Source organism: Lihuaxuella thermophila, from assembly GCF_900110165.1.
GTDB classification, from domain to species: domain Bacteria; phylum Bacillota; class Bacilli; order Thermoactinomycetales; family Thermoactinomycetaceae; genus Lihuaxuella; species Lihuaxuella thermophila.
Window position 1 is genome coordinate 69,463 of record NZ_FOCQ01000008.1, and the last position, 16,482, is coordinate 85,944.

General features: G+C 48.3%; 19 protein-coding genes. 12 read left to right on the forward strand and 7 right to left on the reverse strand.

Annotated elements, in window-relative coordinates:
- The first annotated feature begins 5 nt into the window (after positions 1-5).
- The 7 genes from BMW55_RS10400 to BMW55_RS10430 all read left to right on the forward strand — a co-directional run bounded on the left by BMW55_RS10400 (position 6) and on the right by BMW55_RS10430 (position 4,901).
- On the forward strand, positions 6-557 hold the full coding sequence (locus BMW55_RS10400) for a ReoY family proteolytic degradation factor (protein WP_089968501.1): 552 nt from the start codon (positions 6-8) through the stop codon (positions 555-557).
- Between the two features lie 68 nt (positions 558-625).
- The gene (locus BMW55_RS10405; RefSeq protein WP_089968505.1) at positions 626-1,081 is read left to right on the forward strand and encodes a DUF2487 family protein; all 456 of its coding nucleotides are present in this window, start codon (positions 626-628) and stop codon (positions 1,079-1,081) included.
- A 178-nt stretch (positions 1,082-1,259) separates the two neighbouring features.
- A complete protein-coding gene (locus tag BMW55_RS10410; protein ID WP_139179483.1) occupies positions 1,260-1,757 on the forward strand; it encodes a Rieske (2Fe-2S) protein in 498 nt (165 codons plus the stop codon).
- 27 nt (positions 1,758-1,784) lie between these two features.
- The gene (gene qcrB / locus BMW55_RS10415; protein WP_089968509.1) at positions 1,785-2,456 is read left to right on the forward strand and encodes a menaquinol-cytochrome c reductase cytochrome b subunit; all 672 of its coding nucleotides are present in this window, start codon (positions 1,785-1,787) and stop codon (positions 2,454-2,456) included.
- Positions 2,457-2,481: 25 nt separating this feature from the next.
- On the forward strand, positions 2,482-3,288 hold the full coding sequence (locus BMW55_RS10420; RefSeq protein WP_089968516.1) for a menaquinol-cytochrome c reductase cytochrome b/c subunit: 807 nt from the start codon (positions 2,482-2,484) through the stop codon (positions 3,286-3,288).
- A 71-nt stretch (positions 3,289-3,359) separates the two neighbouring features.
- Positions 3,360-3,989, forward strand: coding sequence for a DUF1405 domain-containing protein (locus BMW55_RS10425; RefSeq protein ID WP_425283842.1), 630 nt, complete (start codon positions 3,360-3,362; stop codon positions 3,987-3,989).
- Positions 3,990-4,076: 87 nt separating this feature from the next.
- Entirely contained in the window at positions 4,077-4,901 is an 825-nt protein-coding gene (locus BMW55_RS10430) for a sporulation protein YpjB (RefSeq protein WP_089968518.1), read from the forward strand.
- A 49-nt stretch (positions 4,902-4,950) separates the two neighbouring features.
- Here the strand turns inward: BMW55_RS10430 and BMW55_RS10435 are convergent, their stop codons facing one another.
- The 3 genes from BMW55_RS10435 to BMW55_RS10445 all read right to left on the reverse strand — a co-directional run bounded on the left by BMW55_RS10435 (position 4,951) and on the right by BMW55_RS10445 (position 8,078).
- Positions 4,951-5,868: a pseudouridine-5'-phosphate glycosidase gene (locus tag BMW55_RS10435; protein WP_089968522.1), complete on the reverse strand. Its 918-nt coding sequence runs from the start codon at positions 5,866-5,868 to the stop codon at positions 4,951-4,953.
- A 13-nt stretch (positions 5,869-5,881) separates the two neighbouring features.
- Entirely contained in the window at positions 5,882-6,964 is a 1,083-nt protein-coding gene (locus tag BMW55_RS10440; RefSeq protein ID WP_089968527.1) for a carbohydrate kinase, read from the reverse strand.
- Positions 6,965-7,157: 193 nt separating this feature from the next.
- On the reverse strand, positions 7,158-8,078 hold the full coding sequence (locus BMW55_RS10445) for a proline dehydrogenase family protein (RefSeq protein ID WP_089968998.1): 921 nt from the start codon (positions 8,076-8,078) through the stop codon (positions 7,158-7,160).
- A gap of 256 nt (positions 8,079-8,334) precedes the next feature.
- Between BMW55_RS10445 and BMW55_RS10450 the strand changes: the two genes are divergently transcribed.
- On the forward strand, positions 8,335-9,711 hold the full coding sequence (locus tag BMW55_RS10450; protein WP_089968531.1) for a sigma-54 interaction domain-containing protein: 1,377 nt from the start codon (positions 8,335-8,337) through the stop codon (positions 9,709-9,711).
- Between the two features lie 65 nt (positions 9,712-9,776).
- On the opposite strand, the gene BMW55_RS10455 is transcribed toward BMW55_RS10450, so the two are convergent.
- On the reverse strand, positions 9,777-10,502 hold the full coding sequence (locus BMW55_RS10455) for a GntR family transcriptional regulator (RefSeq protein ID WP_089968534.1): 726 nt from the start codon (positions 10,500-10,502) through the stop codon (positions 9,777-9,779).
- A gap of 218 nt (positions 10,503-10,720) precedes the next feature.
- Here BMW55_RS10455 and BMW55_RS10460 point away from each other — a divergent pair, with 218 nt between their 5' ends.
- Positions 10,721-10,903 (forward strand): hypothetical protein, encoded by a 183-nt coding sequence (locus tag BMW55_RS10460; RefSeq protein WP_089968537.1) that lies wholly within the window; start codon positions 10,721-10,723, stop codon positions 10,901-10,903.
- Between the two features lie 110 nt (positions 10,904-11,013).
- Here BMW55_RS10460 and BMW55_RS19400 read toward each other — a convergent pair whose 3' ends face one another.
- The gene (locus BMW55_RS19400) at positions 11,014-11,178 is read right to left on the reverse strand and encodes a hypothetical protein (RefSeq protein WP_170839868.1); all 165 of its coding nucleotides are present in this window, start codon (positions 11,176-11,178) and stop codon (positions 11,014-11,016) included.
- Positions 11,179-11,426: 248 nt separating this feature from the next.
- On the opposite strand from BMW55_RS19400, the gene BMW55_RS10465 reads away from it, so the two are divergent.
- Complete coding sequence (locus BMW55_RS10465) at positions 11,427-12,335, forward strand: phosphotransferase enzyme family protein (RefSeq protein WP_280139770.1); 909 nt, start codon at positions 11,427-11,429, stop codon at positions 12,333-12,335.
- Between the two features lie 186 nt (positions 12,336-12,521).
- Here BMW55_RS10465 and pdaA read toward each other — a convergent pair whose 3' ends face one another.
- Positions 12,522-13,307 carry a delta-lactam-biosynthetic de-N-acetylase gene (gene pdaA / locus BMW55_RS10470; RefSeq protein ID WP_089968544.1) on the reverse strand — a complete coding sequence of 262 codons (786 nt, stop codon included), beginning with the start codon at positions 13,305-13,307 and terminating at the stop codon, positions 12,522-12,524.
- Positions 13,308-14,236: 929 nt separating this feature from the next.
- On the reverse strand, positions 14,237-15,115 hold the full coding sequence (locus tag BMW55_RS10475; RefSeq protein ID WP_089968547.1) for a YitT family protein: 879 nt from the start codon (positions 15,113-15,115) through the stop codon (positions 14,237-14,239).
- A gap of 139 nt (positions 15,116-15,254) precedes the next feature.
- Between BMW55_RS10475 and BMW55_RS10480 the strand changes: the two genes are divergently transcribed.
- The gene (locus BMW55_RS10480; RefSeq protein WP_425283843.1) at positions 15,255-15,617 is read left to right on the forward strand and encodes a nucleotide pyrophosphohydrolase; all 363 of its coding nucleotides are present in this window, start codon (positions 15,255-15,257) and stop codon (positions 15,615-15,617) included.
- Positions 15,608-16,414 (forward strand): 4-hydroxy-tetrahydrodipicolinate reductase, encoded by an 807-nt coding sequence (gene dapB, locus BMW55_RS10485; RefSeq protein WP_089969002.1) that lies wholly within the window; start codon positions 15,608-15,610, stop codon positions 16,412-16,414. The genes BMW55_RS10480 and dapB overlap by 10 nt, the downstream gene beginning before the upstream one ends.
- The last annotated feature ends 68 nt before the right edge of the window (positions 16,415-16,482 follow it).

The window sequence follows — 16,482 nt, forward strand, 5'->3', positions numbered from 1 at the left end:
GGAAGATGAAGAGCAGTGTTTCTGTCTCCGAAAAAAAAGAATTCATCGGATGGTTTTTAAATCGGTATGAGTTGCGGAAAAAAGAAGCTGCCTGGCTGCTCAGTTACCTGTCCTCAAATGATCAGCTTCTGGAAAAGGTTCACTTTGTCGACAATGTCCGCCGTTTGCCTAAATCGATGATAATTTCGACCAAGTGCAGCAATATGACAGCATTTCGATTTATCAAAAATAAACGTGTAGGTGCCGATGTTGAAACCGCCTTTTACGATATTCGTTCATATCCTCATGAAGATCTGTATATCGGGCTGTATTTTAATGACCGGGCGACGTGTCCCGAATATGCCTCGGTATTGGAGGTCAACCCCATGGAAAGACATGACTTGGTTCAGGACCATTTGCTCAGTCTGTTCGCGGAGATCCTTCTAGATCGGGCATTGGAAGAATTTAGACAGCGGCAGCTATATAAACAGATCGATGATGCTTTGGCTGTACGAGATGAACAAACATTTTTACAGCTCAGCGAACAATGGATAAAAATACTGGAGTCCAGAAAATAAATAAGATATAATTGCTCATATCGTGCTCGGCAGTTGCCGGGCATTTCTTATGAAAAGAGGGGAAACAGATGCGCCTGAATACCATGGACATGGATCAATGGAGCCAATACGCCCCCTATGTGGATACTCTCTGCTTGCCGATATATCCGCTCAGGATCAAAGACAAGCAAATAGAAATCCAGCGTGGGCAGGTGGTGGAACGAGTCGCTTCTCTGGTGGAAAAACAATTGACGGGCAGATTGCTTTTGCTTCCCTCCATTACATATGTTGGTCAAGAAGAGGCGTTTTTTGCTTACGTGACGGAAATTGTACAAGATCTGGCCGGATCGGGGTTTTATCATCTGGTCCTGGTGACAGACGGGGAAGTGCATGCATTGTGTGAAAAAGTCAGGGCGGAAACTTCCGCTCCACCGATGCAAATCATTTCGCACGGAGTTCAAACCGCAACGATATTAACCGATGAACAGATTGAACAGGAAGCAGGGATTATTTACCAGAGAATAATTGATATGTGGCAAAATTAATCTTAATTGTTATATGAAATATTAATATTGTCGGCTTATAGTCACAGTTGTTTTCTTGACTTTTGCGGAACGCTTTCAGTATCATGTATATGTCCTAGTAAAAGTGTTTGTCCTAGCAAGCGAAAAGGTTCCGGTCCGAGTGGACGGTTAAGCCGTATAGAAGGAGGTCGGACGAGTCGTGTCTAAAAAACTTTCCCGCCGCCAATTTTTGACTTACACATTTGGTGGGACAGCGGGTTTTCTGGCTTCGGGGATGCTTTTTCCGATGGTTCGGTTTGCCATCGATCCAGTGCTCAAAAAAGGAGCAGGCAGCGAATACGTTGAAACAACGATGACCGAAGCGGAAATCACGGATTCCCCCAAGGCGGTTAAATTTACCATTCACCGCAAGGACGGATGGTATCAACCACCTCAAGGGGAAGAACAGACGGCATGGGTGTTTAAACAGAACGGAAAAGTTGTGGCCCTTTCACCTGTGTGCAAACATTTGGGTTGTACCGTAAACTGGAACAGCAACCCGCAATTTAAGGACGAGTTTTTCTGTCCTTGCCACTTTGGTCGTTATTACAAAGATGGTCGCAACGTTCCGGGAACTCCGCCAGCTAAACCGTTAGACAAGTACAAAACCAAAATTGAAAACGGTCGCTTATTGATCGGACCGCTGGAGAAAGCTTAAAGTGTATGGATCGGAGGTGTAGCACTGATGCTGCGCGCCATTTACGACTGGGTGGACGAACGTCTGGATATTACGCCGCTGTGGCGGGATGTCGCTGACCATGAAGTACCGGAACACGTAAATCCTGCCCACCATTTCTCAGCGTTTATCTACTGTTTCGGCGGGTTGACTTTTTTTGTCGTCGTTATTCAAATCCTTTCTGGTATGTTCTTGGCGATGTATTACGTTCCAGACATTGTAAACGCTCACCCGAGTGTGAACTACTTACAAAACGAACTTGCCATGGGCGCCATCGTCCGGGGAATGCACCACTGGGGTGCGAGTGTGGCCATCGTGATGCTGTTCTTGCACACATTGCGTGTATTTTTCACCGGATCTTACAAACACCCGCGTGAATTCAACTGGGTTGTGGGCATGCTGATCTTTTTCGTGATGTTAGGTCTTGGTTTCACCGGCTATCTCCTGCCGTGGGACAACAAAGCCTACTTCGCGACCAAGGTAGGGGTTGAAATTGCAGCCTCCGTCCCTGTAATCGGACCTTATATCGCCACCTTCCTGCAAGGGGGAGACATCGTAGGGGCGCAAACGCTCGCGCGTTTCTTCGCTCTCCACGTATTCTTCCTGCCTGCGGCCTTGTTGGGATTGTTGGGTGCCCACTTTATCTTAATTCGTCGTCAGGGTATTTCTGGCCCACTATAAGGTCTACGCGTGAGGAGGGATCCACTTGGCACACAATCCAGACGGAAACCAAAAACAAGTCCACTATGTGGGAGACTCGCGCGTCCGTGCAGACCGTCCGAAGTTATATCCCCCGGACTACTCTGAGTTTCCAGGAAAAAGTGAAGCGTTTTTCCCTGACTTCCTTCTGAAAGAATGGATGGTTGCAGCCGTCTTTCTCGTTGGTTTTATGACACTTGTCATGGCTGAGGAACCGCCTCTCGGTGAACTGGCTGATCCGACGAACACCAGTTTCTTGCCGGTTCCTGACTGGTACTTCTTGTTCCTCTATCAGCTCTTGAAATACAAATGGGCATCCGGTCCCTTTGTTGTGATCGGTACGGTGATCCTCCCGGGGATTGCTTTCACGGCTCTCCTGCTGGCTCCGTGGTTGGATCGCAGCAAAGAGCGCCGTCCTCTGAAACGCCCTGTGGCAACAGGGATTATGATTGTTTCCCTCATTTCCGTCGCCGCGCTTACATGGGCGGCTGAGGTTGAACACGAAAAGCAGATGGAATCGAATCCGGGAGAAACACCTGAGAATACAAAAGTCATCGCCCAGGATGAAGAGGGATACAGAATTTACCAGAAAAATGCCTGTATCAAATGTCACGGCGATCAGCTTCAAGGTCTCAACGGCCCTAGCTTGCTCGGAATCGGTAACCGGATGAAAGGCGAACATAAGATGACCGCCGAAGATATCATAAAAATCATCGATGAAGGTAGAGGCGCTATGCCGGCAGGAATGTTCCAAGGTTCCGAACAAGAGAAGAAAATTCTGGCCGAATGGCTGATGAAGCAGAAGCAAAAATAAGACATAGCCGATCAAACCTGGTTGCTTACCGGCAGCCAGGTTTTTACATAATGAAAGTAGGTGAAGCAGTGGTGCAACTGTTTTCACTGTTGGATCGACGCCCATTCCTGTGGAGCTTATTTGTCATTAACTTTTTGGGTACGATTTACGGATTTTATTGGTATAAAAACCAACTGGCCGTCACCGATCCAAAGCTGATCATCTTTGTACCGGACAGCCCGACCGCGAGCGGCTTTTTTACCCTGGTGTTGCTGCTCTACCTTTTTTCACGGCGCAGTCCGCTGCTTGAAGCATTTGCGTCCATTACCTTATTCAAATACGGAATTTGGGCTGTGGTGATGATCATCTGGGGTGCGGTCCTGGATTCCGCCCCGTTTTTAGAAGCCCTCTCCTGGCAACACTGGATGCTGATGGTGTCCCATCTGGGAATGGCTGCCCAAGCGGTCTTGTATTCGCCTTATTATACGTTCCAAAGCAGAGAAATCTTGATTGTCGCGGCTTGGACATTATTGAATGATGCCTTCGATTACGGCTTGGACATCCATCCATGGCTCGCTGCATCTCTGGAACCTTATGACCATGTTGTAGGGTGGTTCACACTGATCCTCAGTTTTACAACCATCATTCTGTTTGCCATTTTTTCCTTACTGCCAAGCAGTTATCGAAAACGAGAGTTGCCTCTTCTTGGAGCCGGAAAATGATCCGGCTTTTTTTGTTGGTGACATATCCGGGTGGACAACTTGAATAGACTGGTATCAACGAATGAGGGCAAAAAGGAGGGGAATGTTTTGCTGCTGAAACGGATCAAGACGGGAATGGTTGTTGGTTGCCTTTGTTATTGTTCATTTTTTTTGATCCTGCCGACCGCGGAAGCGAGCAGTGAGTTTCAAACAGAAAGCGAAATCTGGTCAAAAACGGCAAATCGGGTTGCCGAGCAGGTGGAAAAAGAAGACCTTCAGGAGGCGCGCACGCAACTCGCACAATTGGCACACCTGTTTTCCAAATCAAATTTGGCGGATAAAAATTTAAGCGTGGAGGGGATTCACGCTTTATCCGACGTCATTATGGACACGGAACGAAATTTAAACCGGATCAGCCCGGACGAAATCAAGTTAAGAGTAGCTGTCACCCGGCTGCAAATCACCTTTGATGCGGTATCCCATCCGCATCAGCCCCTGTGGAAACAATATTACAACCCGATGAACAATCAGCTGAAACTGATCCGGGAAGCTATCAAACAAGAAGATTCGGCATCGGTCCAAGATGCCATCGATCAATTTTATGATGATTACCAAATGATCCGGCCGGCGCTGATCGTTTCCAAAAGTCCCTACATCGTTGAAAAAGTCGATTCCATCATCACTTTTATCCGGAAGCAAAGAGATCCCGGACAGCTGCAAGCGGGAGTGTCCCGGCTTGAAAGGATGTTGCAACCGCTCTTTTTCGGTTCGGAACAAGAAGTGCTGGCCGTCTACAGTCCGCTGGATGGATTAAGCCTGTATGCGTTTGCCGGGTGGGTGAGTGCTCTAATCGTCATGGTTTTGGGATATGTAAGCTGGAGAAAATACCGGGCCACGCAAATATCAGGAAAAAATGGCCCGGTTTCCAATTGAATGGCAGGGAAGAAGAGCACCCCGAATGGATGCTCTTTGATTTTTCTACTCATATGCGTCCTGTATGTTTTCTGCAGAATGCCGCAGCTATTTTTGCCGCCACTTCGGCGTTGTGTTTGACGAGGGAGATGTTGGTTTCCAGACTTTTGCCTCCTGTCAGTTGCTTGACTTTTTCCAGCAGAAAAGGGGTCACTTTTTTACCTGTGATGTTCTTTGTTTTCGCTTCTTGCAGAGCTTGTTTGATCACCTGTTCGATCTCGTTGTGATCAAGAGCGTCCGCTTCGGGTACCGGATTGGCAATGACAAGCCCTCCCTTCAGGCCCAATTGCCATTTGGTCTGCATGAGCGAAGCGATTTCTTCGGGTGTATCCAGGCGGAAATCGACTTGATATCCGCTTTCGCGCGAGTAAAAAGAAGGAAATTCGCCGCATCGGTATCCGACTACCGGTACTCCGTGTGTTTCCAAATACTCCAACGTTCTTCCGATGTCCAGGATGGATTTGGCTCCTGCGCAAACGACAGCCACATCCGTTTGTGCCAGTTCGGTAAGATCAGCCGATACATCCCAGGTGATTTCTCCCTCCCGATGCACACCCCCAATTCCTCCGGTGGCAAAAACTTTTATTCCCGCCAAACCAGCGGCGATCATGGTTCCCGCAACCGTGGTTGCGCCTGTTTTGCCTGTGGCGAGGATATAAGCGAAGTCCCGGCGGCTCACTTTTTCCACCGATGGATTCGTTGCAAATTCCTGAAGCTCCTGTTCGGTCAGGCCGATTTTGATTTTTCCGTTCATGATGCCGATCGTGGCCGGAACAGCCCCGTTTGCCCGGATCATCTTCTCGACTCGCTTGGCGGTTTCTATATTTTGCGGATATGGCATGCCGTGTGAGATGATCGTCGTTTCCAAAGCGACGACCGGCAAATTGTTTTCAAGCGCGTGTTTGACTTCTTCGGTATAGCTGAGCATCCTGGCTCCTCCTTTAGCGCAAGAAGTTATAGAGTTGGTTCGAATCTAAGTTGATCGATGAAGAATGTTCGGTACGCAGAGCAAGAGCGGCCGCAGCCAATCCCAGTTGACTGGCGCGCGGGAGCGGTTCCCCCTGAACAATGCCGTACAAAAAGCCTGAGACAAACGCATCCCCTGCTCCCGTCACGTCAACGATCTCTGTTTGAAACGGGGGAAAGTGACCGGAGCCCTCGGGAGATGAAAAAAATACACCTTGTGGGCCCAGTGTAAGGATGATGTTTTTGGCTCCGCGCTGTCGGATGTGTTCACATGCCCGCTTGCAGTCATCCAGGTTTTCGATTCGCATTCCGGCTAAACATTCAGCTTCTTCCCGGTTGGGGAGAATCGTGTCCGTACCGGTCAAGTCCGGGGGCAGCCTGGTTGCTTTGGCTGCGGACACCGGGTCGATATATAAAGGGATGCCTTCTTCTTGGCATCGGCGGATGATGAATAGAAGGCTCTCTTCCGGGAGATTGGTATCGAGAAAAACGGCTGTGGAGGCTGCGATCCGGTCCCACTTGCTTCTCAACAGGGAGGGGGTCAGTTGCTCGTAGATATCCATGTTGGCGAGAGCGATGATCATTTCCCCATCTGTGTCCAACAGTGCGGTATAAGTCCCGGTTTGTCCGGACGGCATGATCCACGACTGGCTCACATCGACGCCATGCTTTTTTGTCTCTTCGAGAATTCGCCATCCTTCTTTGTCATCTCCCACACAAGTGACCAGAGAAACCGTGCAACCGAGCCGCCCCAGGTTTTCGGCAACGTTTCGCGCGACCCCTCCGCAGGTCTCAGTTATGGTGACAGGGTTGGATGAATAGAAACGCACCTTTTGCTTACTGCGTGCTTTGCGGTCAAGATTGGCCCCGCCTATGCAGGTGATGACGGAATCTTGCCTCAACACATAAGCACGGCCTTGAATGACCCCGCGTTTGGTTAAATTGGCGATATAGCCTGCGACTGCAGAACGGGAGATCCCCACTTTGTCCGCCAATTCCTGCTGTGAAATAAAGGGATTCAGGCGAATGTAATGCAAGATCTGTTTCTCTTTATCCAAAGGCTACCCCCCTTCACAAGATGATGCAAACAAAAGTTTATCATGAAGACAAATGTTTTGGAAGAAGTGTTGTATACTTTTATGATTGGGTAAGCGGAACCGGGGTAATCATGCTTTTAGTTGAAGGCTCCCAGATGAAAAAAAAGTACCTCCTGAGACCAGATTGAACCTGTCAAAGGAGGTACGCAGATGATTATTTTTTGAACATCGATTTCAATACGAAGGCGACATTGGCGGGCCGTTCAGCCAAACGGCGCATGAAATAACCATACCAATCGGTTCCATACGGGATATACACACGCATGGTGTAGCCTTCTTTGGCCAGTTGCTGCTGCAGTTGAACACGGATTCCGTAGAGCATCTGGAATTCAAACTGCGAGTTGGGGATGTTGTGTTCTTTGACAAATTTCTTCACATGCTCAATGATTTTCTCATCATGAGTGGCGATGGCCGCATAATTGCCGTACAGCAGATGTTTTTCAATGATTTTAATAAAATTGCGATCAACGTCTTCTTTGTTTGGAAACGCCACTTCCGGTGATTCTTTGTAAGCGCCCTTGACGAGACGCAGGTTGGGTTTGAATTGATTGAGATCGTCAAGGTCCGACTCAACCTTGTACAGGTATGCCTGCAGCACCAGGCCGACCGTCTCGCCGTACTCGCGGCGCAACTCCTTAAAGATTTCCATGGTGATTTCATTGTGGGCATAGTCTTCCATGTCGATCCGCACGAAGTTGCCGTATTGTTTGGCCCGGTCGAGGATGCGGCGCATGTTGTTCATGCACAATTCTTTGGAGATATCGAGTCCCAGCTGGGTCATTTTCAGAGAAAGATTGGATTGGACGCCCGATTCGTGGATGGCATCCAAGGTGCGGATACAGTATTCAGCCGATTCAATGGCCTCCTCTTCGCTGAAAACGAACTCGCCCAGGTGATCCAGAGTGGCCACAATTCCTTGTTTATTCAACTGACGAACCGCATCAATGGCCGACTGGATCGTTTCACCAGCGACAAACCGGCTGGCTCCAAAGCGAAGTCCCCATTTTTTCGCGGCATTGTTGGCAGCCCGGTTCTTGGATAAATACAGCAATGTATTGCGCATCAACTGTTCCACGGCAAAACTCCCCTTTCCTTGATCCGAGTGATCATCTTCCCGCTGTATAGATTGAGCAAATTCCATGCCAACTTTTCTGTGAAGAAAATGCACGCATTTCCAAGCTGCACAGACAGGGGGATTGAACATATTTGTTCATTTGTTTGAACATATGTATGCAATGTTAAACATATATGTTTAAAACAGCCGGAAAGTAGTATAATGATCATGGTTGAGAAATCGTCTGTTCATCTTTGCCTGAAAAGAGGTAGATGGTATGCAACAATCCCGATCCGAAGCTCTGTTGCAGACATTGCTGGATATGGTAAATGAAGCGATCACCATTGTCGATGCCAGCGGAACTGTGACTCATTGGAACCGGGCGGCAGAGGAGCTTTATCAGATTCCTGCCTCGAAAATCGTAGGCAAAAATATTGCCGACTTTGACTGGAACTCGCTGAAGATCGCGCAGATTCTGGATGAAGGGCGGCAGATCAGGCAAGCTTACCATGAGCCGCGTCCGGGCATGCACGTGCTCGTCAATACATCGCCTGTGATGTCCGGTGGAGAAATCATCGGGGCCATCTCGTCAGAACAGGATGTCACCAACCTTGTCCGCTTGGGCAATGAGCTGTTCACGACCACTTCCGAGCTGCGTTCACTTGAGCAGAAAATGACTCAGTTTGCCCCGCTGGATGATCCGTTTCACCCGATTAAGGGAAACGGGCCGGCTATTTCTCAAGCCATCCGGATTGCCCGCCGCGTAGCTGCCACGGATGCCACTGTGTTGATTTCCGGGGAATCCGGGGTGGGAAAGGAGCTGTTTGCCCATGCGATTCACCGCGCAAGCAGCCGTTCCGACCAGGCCTTTATCGCCATTAATTGCGGAGCTATTCCCGCGGCACTGTTTGAAAGCGAATTATTTGGTTACCAGGGGGGCGCATTTACCGGTGCGGATCGGAAGGGGAAACCCGGAAAATTGGAGCTGGCGCACAAAGGTACGATTTTTCTGGATGAGATCGGTGAACTGCCGCTTGAGATGCAGGTTAAATTATTGAGGGTCTTGCAGGAACGACAGTTTTATCGGGTGGGCGGAACCGAACCGATCCAAGTGGATGTCCGAATCATTGCAGCGACGAACCGGAATCTGGAGGAACGGGTGGCAGAGGGGGAATTCCGGGAAGATCTCTACTACCGATTGAATGTGGTGGCCATCGAGATTCCGCCCCTTCGTGAGCGGGTCGAAGATATTCCTGAATTGGTCCATCTTTTCGCGCGTGAAATTGCACTTCAATACGGAAAACCCGTCCCGGACTTTGATCCGGAAGTGATGGTGACACTAATGAACTATTCATGGCCCGGCAACATCCGGCAGCTTCGAAACATGATTGAACGGTTGGTCATTCTCACCGAGGATGGCCGAATCTGCCGCGAGCATCTTCCGCCGTCCATTCAGGTTCCCCGTTTGCACTCTGAAACTTCCATTGCCGGACAGTCTCGCTTGTCCGGCCAGGAAAAGGGAAACGAGTCGGAGGTTCAGGCAATCCAACGCGCTCTTAAAACCACATACGGCAACAAAGCGGCCGCCGCGAAGTTACTCGGAATTTCCCGTGGAACTCTGTACAATAAGATGCGGAAGTACGGTATCCGGTAAACAGGTACAAAAAAGGTCAGCCGATCCCGCGGTTGACCTTTACATAAAATTGAGCCCATTTAAATTTACGAAAAAAGAGGAAAGCGATACTGAAACTCATAACAATCGCCTCTGTCTACCATCATGCAGATTTGCAGCAGCTTCCCTTCCGGATCAAACACTTTCCGGGTGATGCGGACAACCGGAATACTTGTGTTTTTCGGCAATTGAAGTTCTTCGATTTCGGATGTTGAAGCGATGGAGGAGACGAGCGTCTCTTCACAGTGATACGGATTTAAGCCAAGAGACTTCATCGCTTCATATATCATGGCATTTGGTTTGGATAGCTGCTCCTTTAATTGGTCCAGCGGAAGAGTATGAGGAATGTAAGACCGGGTTACAGCAATAATTAAATCATCTCTCATTTGAAGAGTATGGTAAAAAAGGACAGGTGGCTCAATCTCTGTCCCGATTTGCTTGGGGATGTCTTCTTTTTTATCCAGTATTTTTAATGACAAGACGATCTCTCTGCCGGATTCTCCATGTTCGCGTATGAAGTCGCCTTTTCGATGCGAACGATGAGAAGTATAGATGGGTCGAACTTTGCGTCTTTGGGTGGTATTTCCCGCAGAAAACACTAACCCATCTCTGATTAAAGCATTAACCGCATTTTGCACCGTCGCGGCATGGGCTTCAAATTCTTTCATCAACTCAAAATTGGTGGGAAACTCTTGGCCGGGTTTAAGCTCTCCGCTTAAGATCCGGTTGCGCAAAATGTTATAAATCTCTTGCCATTTGTTGTTTCTTCCCATTTAATAGAACTCCTTCACACGGCTTCACTTGAGCGTCGACTTGTACATAAAGGTTAGTCTATATTCATTTTAGTTGAAAATCAGAAAAATTTGAAGTTAGGTATTGCCAAAATTGGCATCTAGATATAGACTAATTGCCAGGAAGGCTAAAAATATTCCGTGCAATAGCAGTCTCCATTTGATCTAGATCTATATCATGAAGGAAAGGAGGAATGGGGATGAGTGAGGGGCAGACAGGCAAACCGGGGCTGCTTGGTCAGATTCGTGTCATCATGGAGACCGGGGACGGAAAATCAATCAAACTGGATTTAACCAATGTATCCATAGTGAAGGAAAATGAAAAAATCACCCGGATTACCGGGACAAGCTATGATATTTTTGCTGTACCGAAATCAAAATAACCGGATGGGTCCAATTTCGCAGGCTTTCGGACAAGAGGGCATTTCATTTTTGGACAGTTCGGAATTATTTGGCCAGGGAAAGGGAAACGGTTGGCCCCTTCCCGTAGGAATCAAATGCGGCCGGGAGACCGTTTTACTTCAAAGTCAGTCAGATTTTTGGGATGACCGCCCAAGCTGTTTTCATAGTTTGAAGGGATGTCCAGATCCAATCCCAGCTTATCCGTATTCCGGTCATCATGCTTGACATCTTGCTTTTCCTTCTTGTCATTGTTCATTTTTGCACCCCCATCCTCTCGACTTAGCATGTGCAAGCAGAAAAAAAGGATGTATCAGTAACAAACCTTTTCACCAACAAAACATTGATCAGAGTCGTCGGAACATGGTGATTCACGAACAGAGATTTCATTGAAGAAAGTTACGACCTCCGCAAACATGGAAGGAGAGATGAACGATCAAACAGGAACCAGATAAAATTTGGGCTGAAATAGAGCAGACCATCCACAAAAACTTTTCCTTTCAGCTTCTGTCTCCCCAACCTGTTCATCGAGGATGGAGAAATTTAAAATGGAAAGTTCAAACCATACAGGGAAAGATGTTGTTTATCAAACGGTATGATCCTGAGCGGTACCCATGCCCAAAATTAAAAGAGGTGCATAAAGCCCTTCAACTGCAAGCCTATCTTCATGAAGCCGGTGTAGCCTGTCCCAGACTGTATGGCTTGCTTAGGGGATATTTGTTGCAGACACGTTCGGGAATTGCTTTTTGTTTCATGGATGCCTGTGAAGGAACAGAGATCGATCCAGGGTCTGCCACATCCGGGCAAATGTATGACCTGGGGCGTGTAACCGGTCAAATGCACAGGATTCTTTCCCGGCTTCCCATGAAAGAGTTGAACGGGCTTCCTTCGAGATCACAGCTGCTGGACAAGTGGCGGGCAGAATGGAATAAAGCACAGGCAGAAAAAGCGGGGGAACCGGTGATGGAGGCCTTGGAGAAGCAAAGAAAGATCATGGAGAACCTAAACACCGATTTCTTCCATGATTGTGAAAAGGGCTGGGCCCACCGGGATTTATGGGTGGACAATATTTTGTTTCAAGGCGAAAAAGTTTCTGCCATCCTTGACTTTGACCGGATGAAGTTTGCCTTTCCCGGACTGGATGTAGCAAGAGCTGTATTGTCCGGGGCTTACGCTTCCCGCACCGGCTTGAATATGAAAGCGGTATCAGCGTTTGTACAGGGATACCGGGAATATAAAAAGCTGACGCCCGGGCAGTTGGCACGCTCTTTTCGCCTGCTTTGGTGCCTGGAGAGTTCCAAGTGGTTGACAGCCGACATCGCCGAACGGAGTGAACATCCACAGCGTTTTTTTGCTGAAATGTGTTGGATTGCCGCTCACTGGATGGAGTTGGAAGAAATGATGAAGAAAATCTAACATCATCGGTAAAGACGACCAAGCCGGATAATTTTGAAACGTGTGGAGTGGAATAGATGATGAGTTTCCGCTGTTCTTGACGAAATTCCTTTCTTCGCTTATGGATCGAAGAACGGGAAGTACTCATCGAGGCGAGGCGAACCCTGCCTGCGCCTCTTTCATTGGGATCGACTCAGCGGGGACCGGTTACTGGTAATGTTTCACTGTCAGCTGTTCCAAACTCTTAAATTCATATCCTTGTTTTCTGGCATCATCAATCATTTTTTCCAACGCTTCCGCATTATCTTTTGAGACGGAGTGTAGCAAAATCACGGCGCCGGGATGAAGCTGGGACATGACGTTTTTGTAAGCATGGTTCCATCCTCTTTGGTCTTTCGTGTCCCAATCTTTATAAGCAACCGACCAAAAAACGGTGGTATAGCCCAGTTCCCGGTGGACGGCCAGGGTTTTCTCGCTGAAAATCCCCCTCGGAGGACGTGCAAAACGCATTTCTTTTTGCCCGGTCAAATGAGCGACTTCTTCCTTCACTTGATCCAGCTCTTTTTGTATTCTGCTGGTGGAAATTCGGGTCATATCCGGGTGGCTCCAGGAGTGATTACCAATCACATGTCCTTCCTTTGCCATTCGCTTGATCAACTCGGGCTGGTCTTTGACATAATGCCCCGTTACAAAGAAAGCGGCCGGCACCTTTTTCGCTTTTAAGACATCGAGCACCTTGACGGTGTATCCGTTCTCATATCCGTTATCAAAGGTGAGATACAGTTCTTTTTTCTTCGGATCGCCGAGGAAGATGGCTCCCTGTTTCTGCAGGATGCTCATAAAGCCTTCTTGGGCAATGGAAGGAAGCTCACCGTTTCGGCTCTTTTTAAAGCCAAAATGATACGGTTTCGCTTCATAAGCCCCTGCGGAATGGATCAAGATCAATGAACTGATGATGACGAATACAAGTGTAAATAAAGGGATGCGTTTCACGATTTTTCCACTCCTTTGTTTGATGATCGGGTCAGGGGTAATATCTCACGGTTCCCCCGTCTCCATCCATCCAGATAAAGGATTTAAAAATGGGTAAGGGGCAAACAGATCAAGCGGAAGAGGAATCCACTTCAGTAGTCGGCGCTCCTGCAAAGGCTTCGGGGGATCAATGAGGGGAAGGATCGCCGGATTGCAGCCGATGACCTGACTTGATTTTGGTTTGCATGGAGTGTGAAGTCAAAGCGTTTTGTATTTGGATTGACGCAAAGGAGATATAGACATGAAGAATCCCTGCTTTTTACACTGAAAATGAAAAGCAGGGATTGACTACTGAAAAAGTTGAGTTGTCCTTGTAAAAAAGGATAATATCGGTTCCCACAGCATGGGATTCAGACAGCATGCCATCCAATCGTTCCTGTCCAGTGGCTGGAATTCGATCAGGCAGCGAAGCCGTTATTTTTAACTCTCCGCACAGATCCTCCTGGTCACTTGTAATGCTTTCAATATTGTGACGGGATTTTTAAAGGAATTGCCAACATAACGCAGCCATTGCCTTGGCTGCCCTTCCCGTCGGCGTCCTTAGAAGACAGGTTAAAGGCAGGAAAGCAAGAAAAAGCCATCTGAGCGACCATGCCAGGGGATTTTGCATCAGTTCGTCCAGCATTTCATCAGCCTCAACGTGGTATCCCTGCCGGAGGGGTGTTGTGCTGTTCATATCTCAGCTAAAGCGGCTCCCCCAACGCAGATGCAGTGAAGAAGAGGAAGGTCTGACGAACAGTTGGTTGGGGGAACCAAGCAGCGTGTGCAAAGAGTCACCTGGAACATAAAAATGACGGCAAAAGAGTCTTTACAACTCCTTCAGAGTAACGAAAGGAAAGATGGCCGCTTTCGGAATCCCGGCCGGTCATCTAAACGGGTTTTTGGCCGATCTAAGTTTTTGGATGGAATACACCGTTCTCATCTGCTTTTTCATAGGAAAATCCTTCGCCCAGTACGTCTCGGGCATCATGGACTACCACAAATGCATAGGGATCCAGATCATTGACGATCTGTTTTAACTTCGGCAGTTCATTGGGGGCCACCACGGCATACAGGATTTCTTTTTCCTGGCCCGTGTACCCGCCTTTTCCTTTCAGGATCGTCACCCCGCGATCCATCTTCCTGGTGATGGTTCTCGCTACTTCGTCGGCTTTATTGGAAATAATGGTTGCCGCTTTGGAAGCATTGAGACCCTCTACGACAAAGTCGACGACACGGGCACCGACAAAGACGGCCACCAGTGTATACATGGCCATGTTTAACTTGATGATGAATACAGATGACAAGATAACTCCGAAGTCAAACAAAAACATGGTGCGCCCAATACTCCAGCCGAAATATTTATTCATCAGGCGGGCGATGATATCCACTCCGCCGGTAGTACCTCCGACCCGGAAGATAAGCCCCAGACCGATTCCCACCATGACCCCTGTGTAAAGAGCAACGAGCAGCAGGTCATCCAGTGGTTTTCCCCAGCCTTTGGTGAGTTCCAACATGAAGGAGACGGCACTGGTCCCGATGATCGTATAGATCAATGTACGCTTACCAAACACTTTATACCCGATGAAGAACAGCGGAATGTTAAGAACAAGCAGTACGATTCCGGGAGACCAGCCAAACAGATAGTAAAGCAAAAGAGTGATTCCCGTAAAACCGCCTTCGGCTAAATGATTGGGAATCGCAAAGTAGTTCAGCCCGAGGGCAAAGATGAAGGCTCCGATCAAGATCAGGATAATGTTTTTGGCATGAAAGGAAATGCTGTGTTTCATCTGGAAACTCGCCTCTTTTGACTAAGCTTAAACTCCCGCTATATTATACATTCCCCAAGTTCTATCTTCAATGTATAGAACGTTGAGTTCATTTGGGTTATGAGTTAACATGAGAAAGAAACCGGGAGGTTGATGGATCGTGTCAGGGAAAACACTGAAAGAGATACAAGTGGAAGTAGATGAGTATATCAGTCAATTCAAAGAAGGATATTTCAAGCCTTTGTCGATGCTTGCCCGCATGACGGAGGAAGTCGGCGAGCTGGCCCGTGAAGTGAATCACCTTTACGGAGAGAAGCCGAAAAAACCGGGTGAACAGGAGAATACCATCGCCAATGAATTGGGAGATATCATTTTTATCGTCACTTGTTTTGCCAACTCGCTTGGAATCGATCTTGAACGGGCATTCAATGAAGTGATGGACAAGTATAAGACGCGGGACGCCAATCGTTGGACGCGGAAAGAACATGTAAACATCATGGACAGAGGAGAGACATCATCATGAGTATTCGTGTCATCGTAGCCGGGGCGAGCGGACGGATGGGACAAGAAGTGGTCAAAATGATTGGTCAGCATGATCATCTGATCTTGACCGGGGGAGTCTCCAGATCGCAAAAGGGACGCGATATCGGGGAGGCGCTGGGACTCGCGCCATTGGGGATTGATTTTGCCGGATCGGTCCAAGAAGCGCTTGCCAAATTTGATGCTGATGTGCTTGTCGATTTTACCACCCCTCAGACAGTGAAAGAGAACATGGAACTGGCCATTCAAGCAGGAGTTCGTCCGGTAGTCGGTACGAGTGGTTTGTCTGAGCAGGATCTGAAAGAGCTGGAAGAGCTGTGCCGTGAACGGGGGATCGGTGCGATTGTAGCCCCCAACTTTGCCATTGGAGCCGTTTTGATGATGGTATTTGCGGCCCAGGCAGCCAAGTATCTGCCGCATGTGGAAATAATCGAATCCCACCACGACCGGAAATTGGACGCACCCTCCGGAACCGCGATCAAAACGGCGGAGTTAATCACCAAAAACAGGCCGGAGATGAAACAGGGGCATCCCGAAGAAGAAGAGGTGTTGGATGGAGCGAGAGGGGCTTACTATCAAGGATTCCGCATTCATAGTGTCAGATTGCCGGGGCTGGTTGCCCATCAGGAAGTCTTGTTCGGGGGCTCCGGGCAGCTGCTTACCATCCGGCATGACTCCCTCAACCGTGAATCGTTCATGCCGGGAGTCAAACTGGCGATTGAGAAAGTGATGGAGCTGGATCATCTCGTGTATGGACTGGAAAAAATACTCGACTTATAAAACGACATGACAGACTAAAGAAAGCCCGCTCCGGAATTTGTTTTCCGTTTCCGCACGGGTGCAGTGGC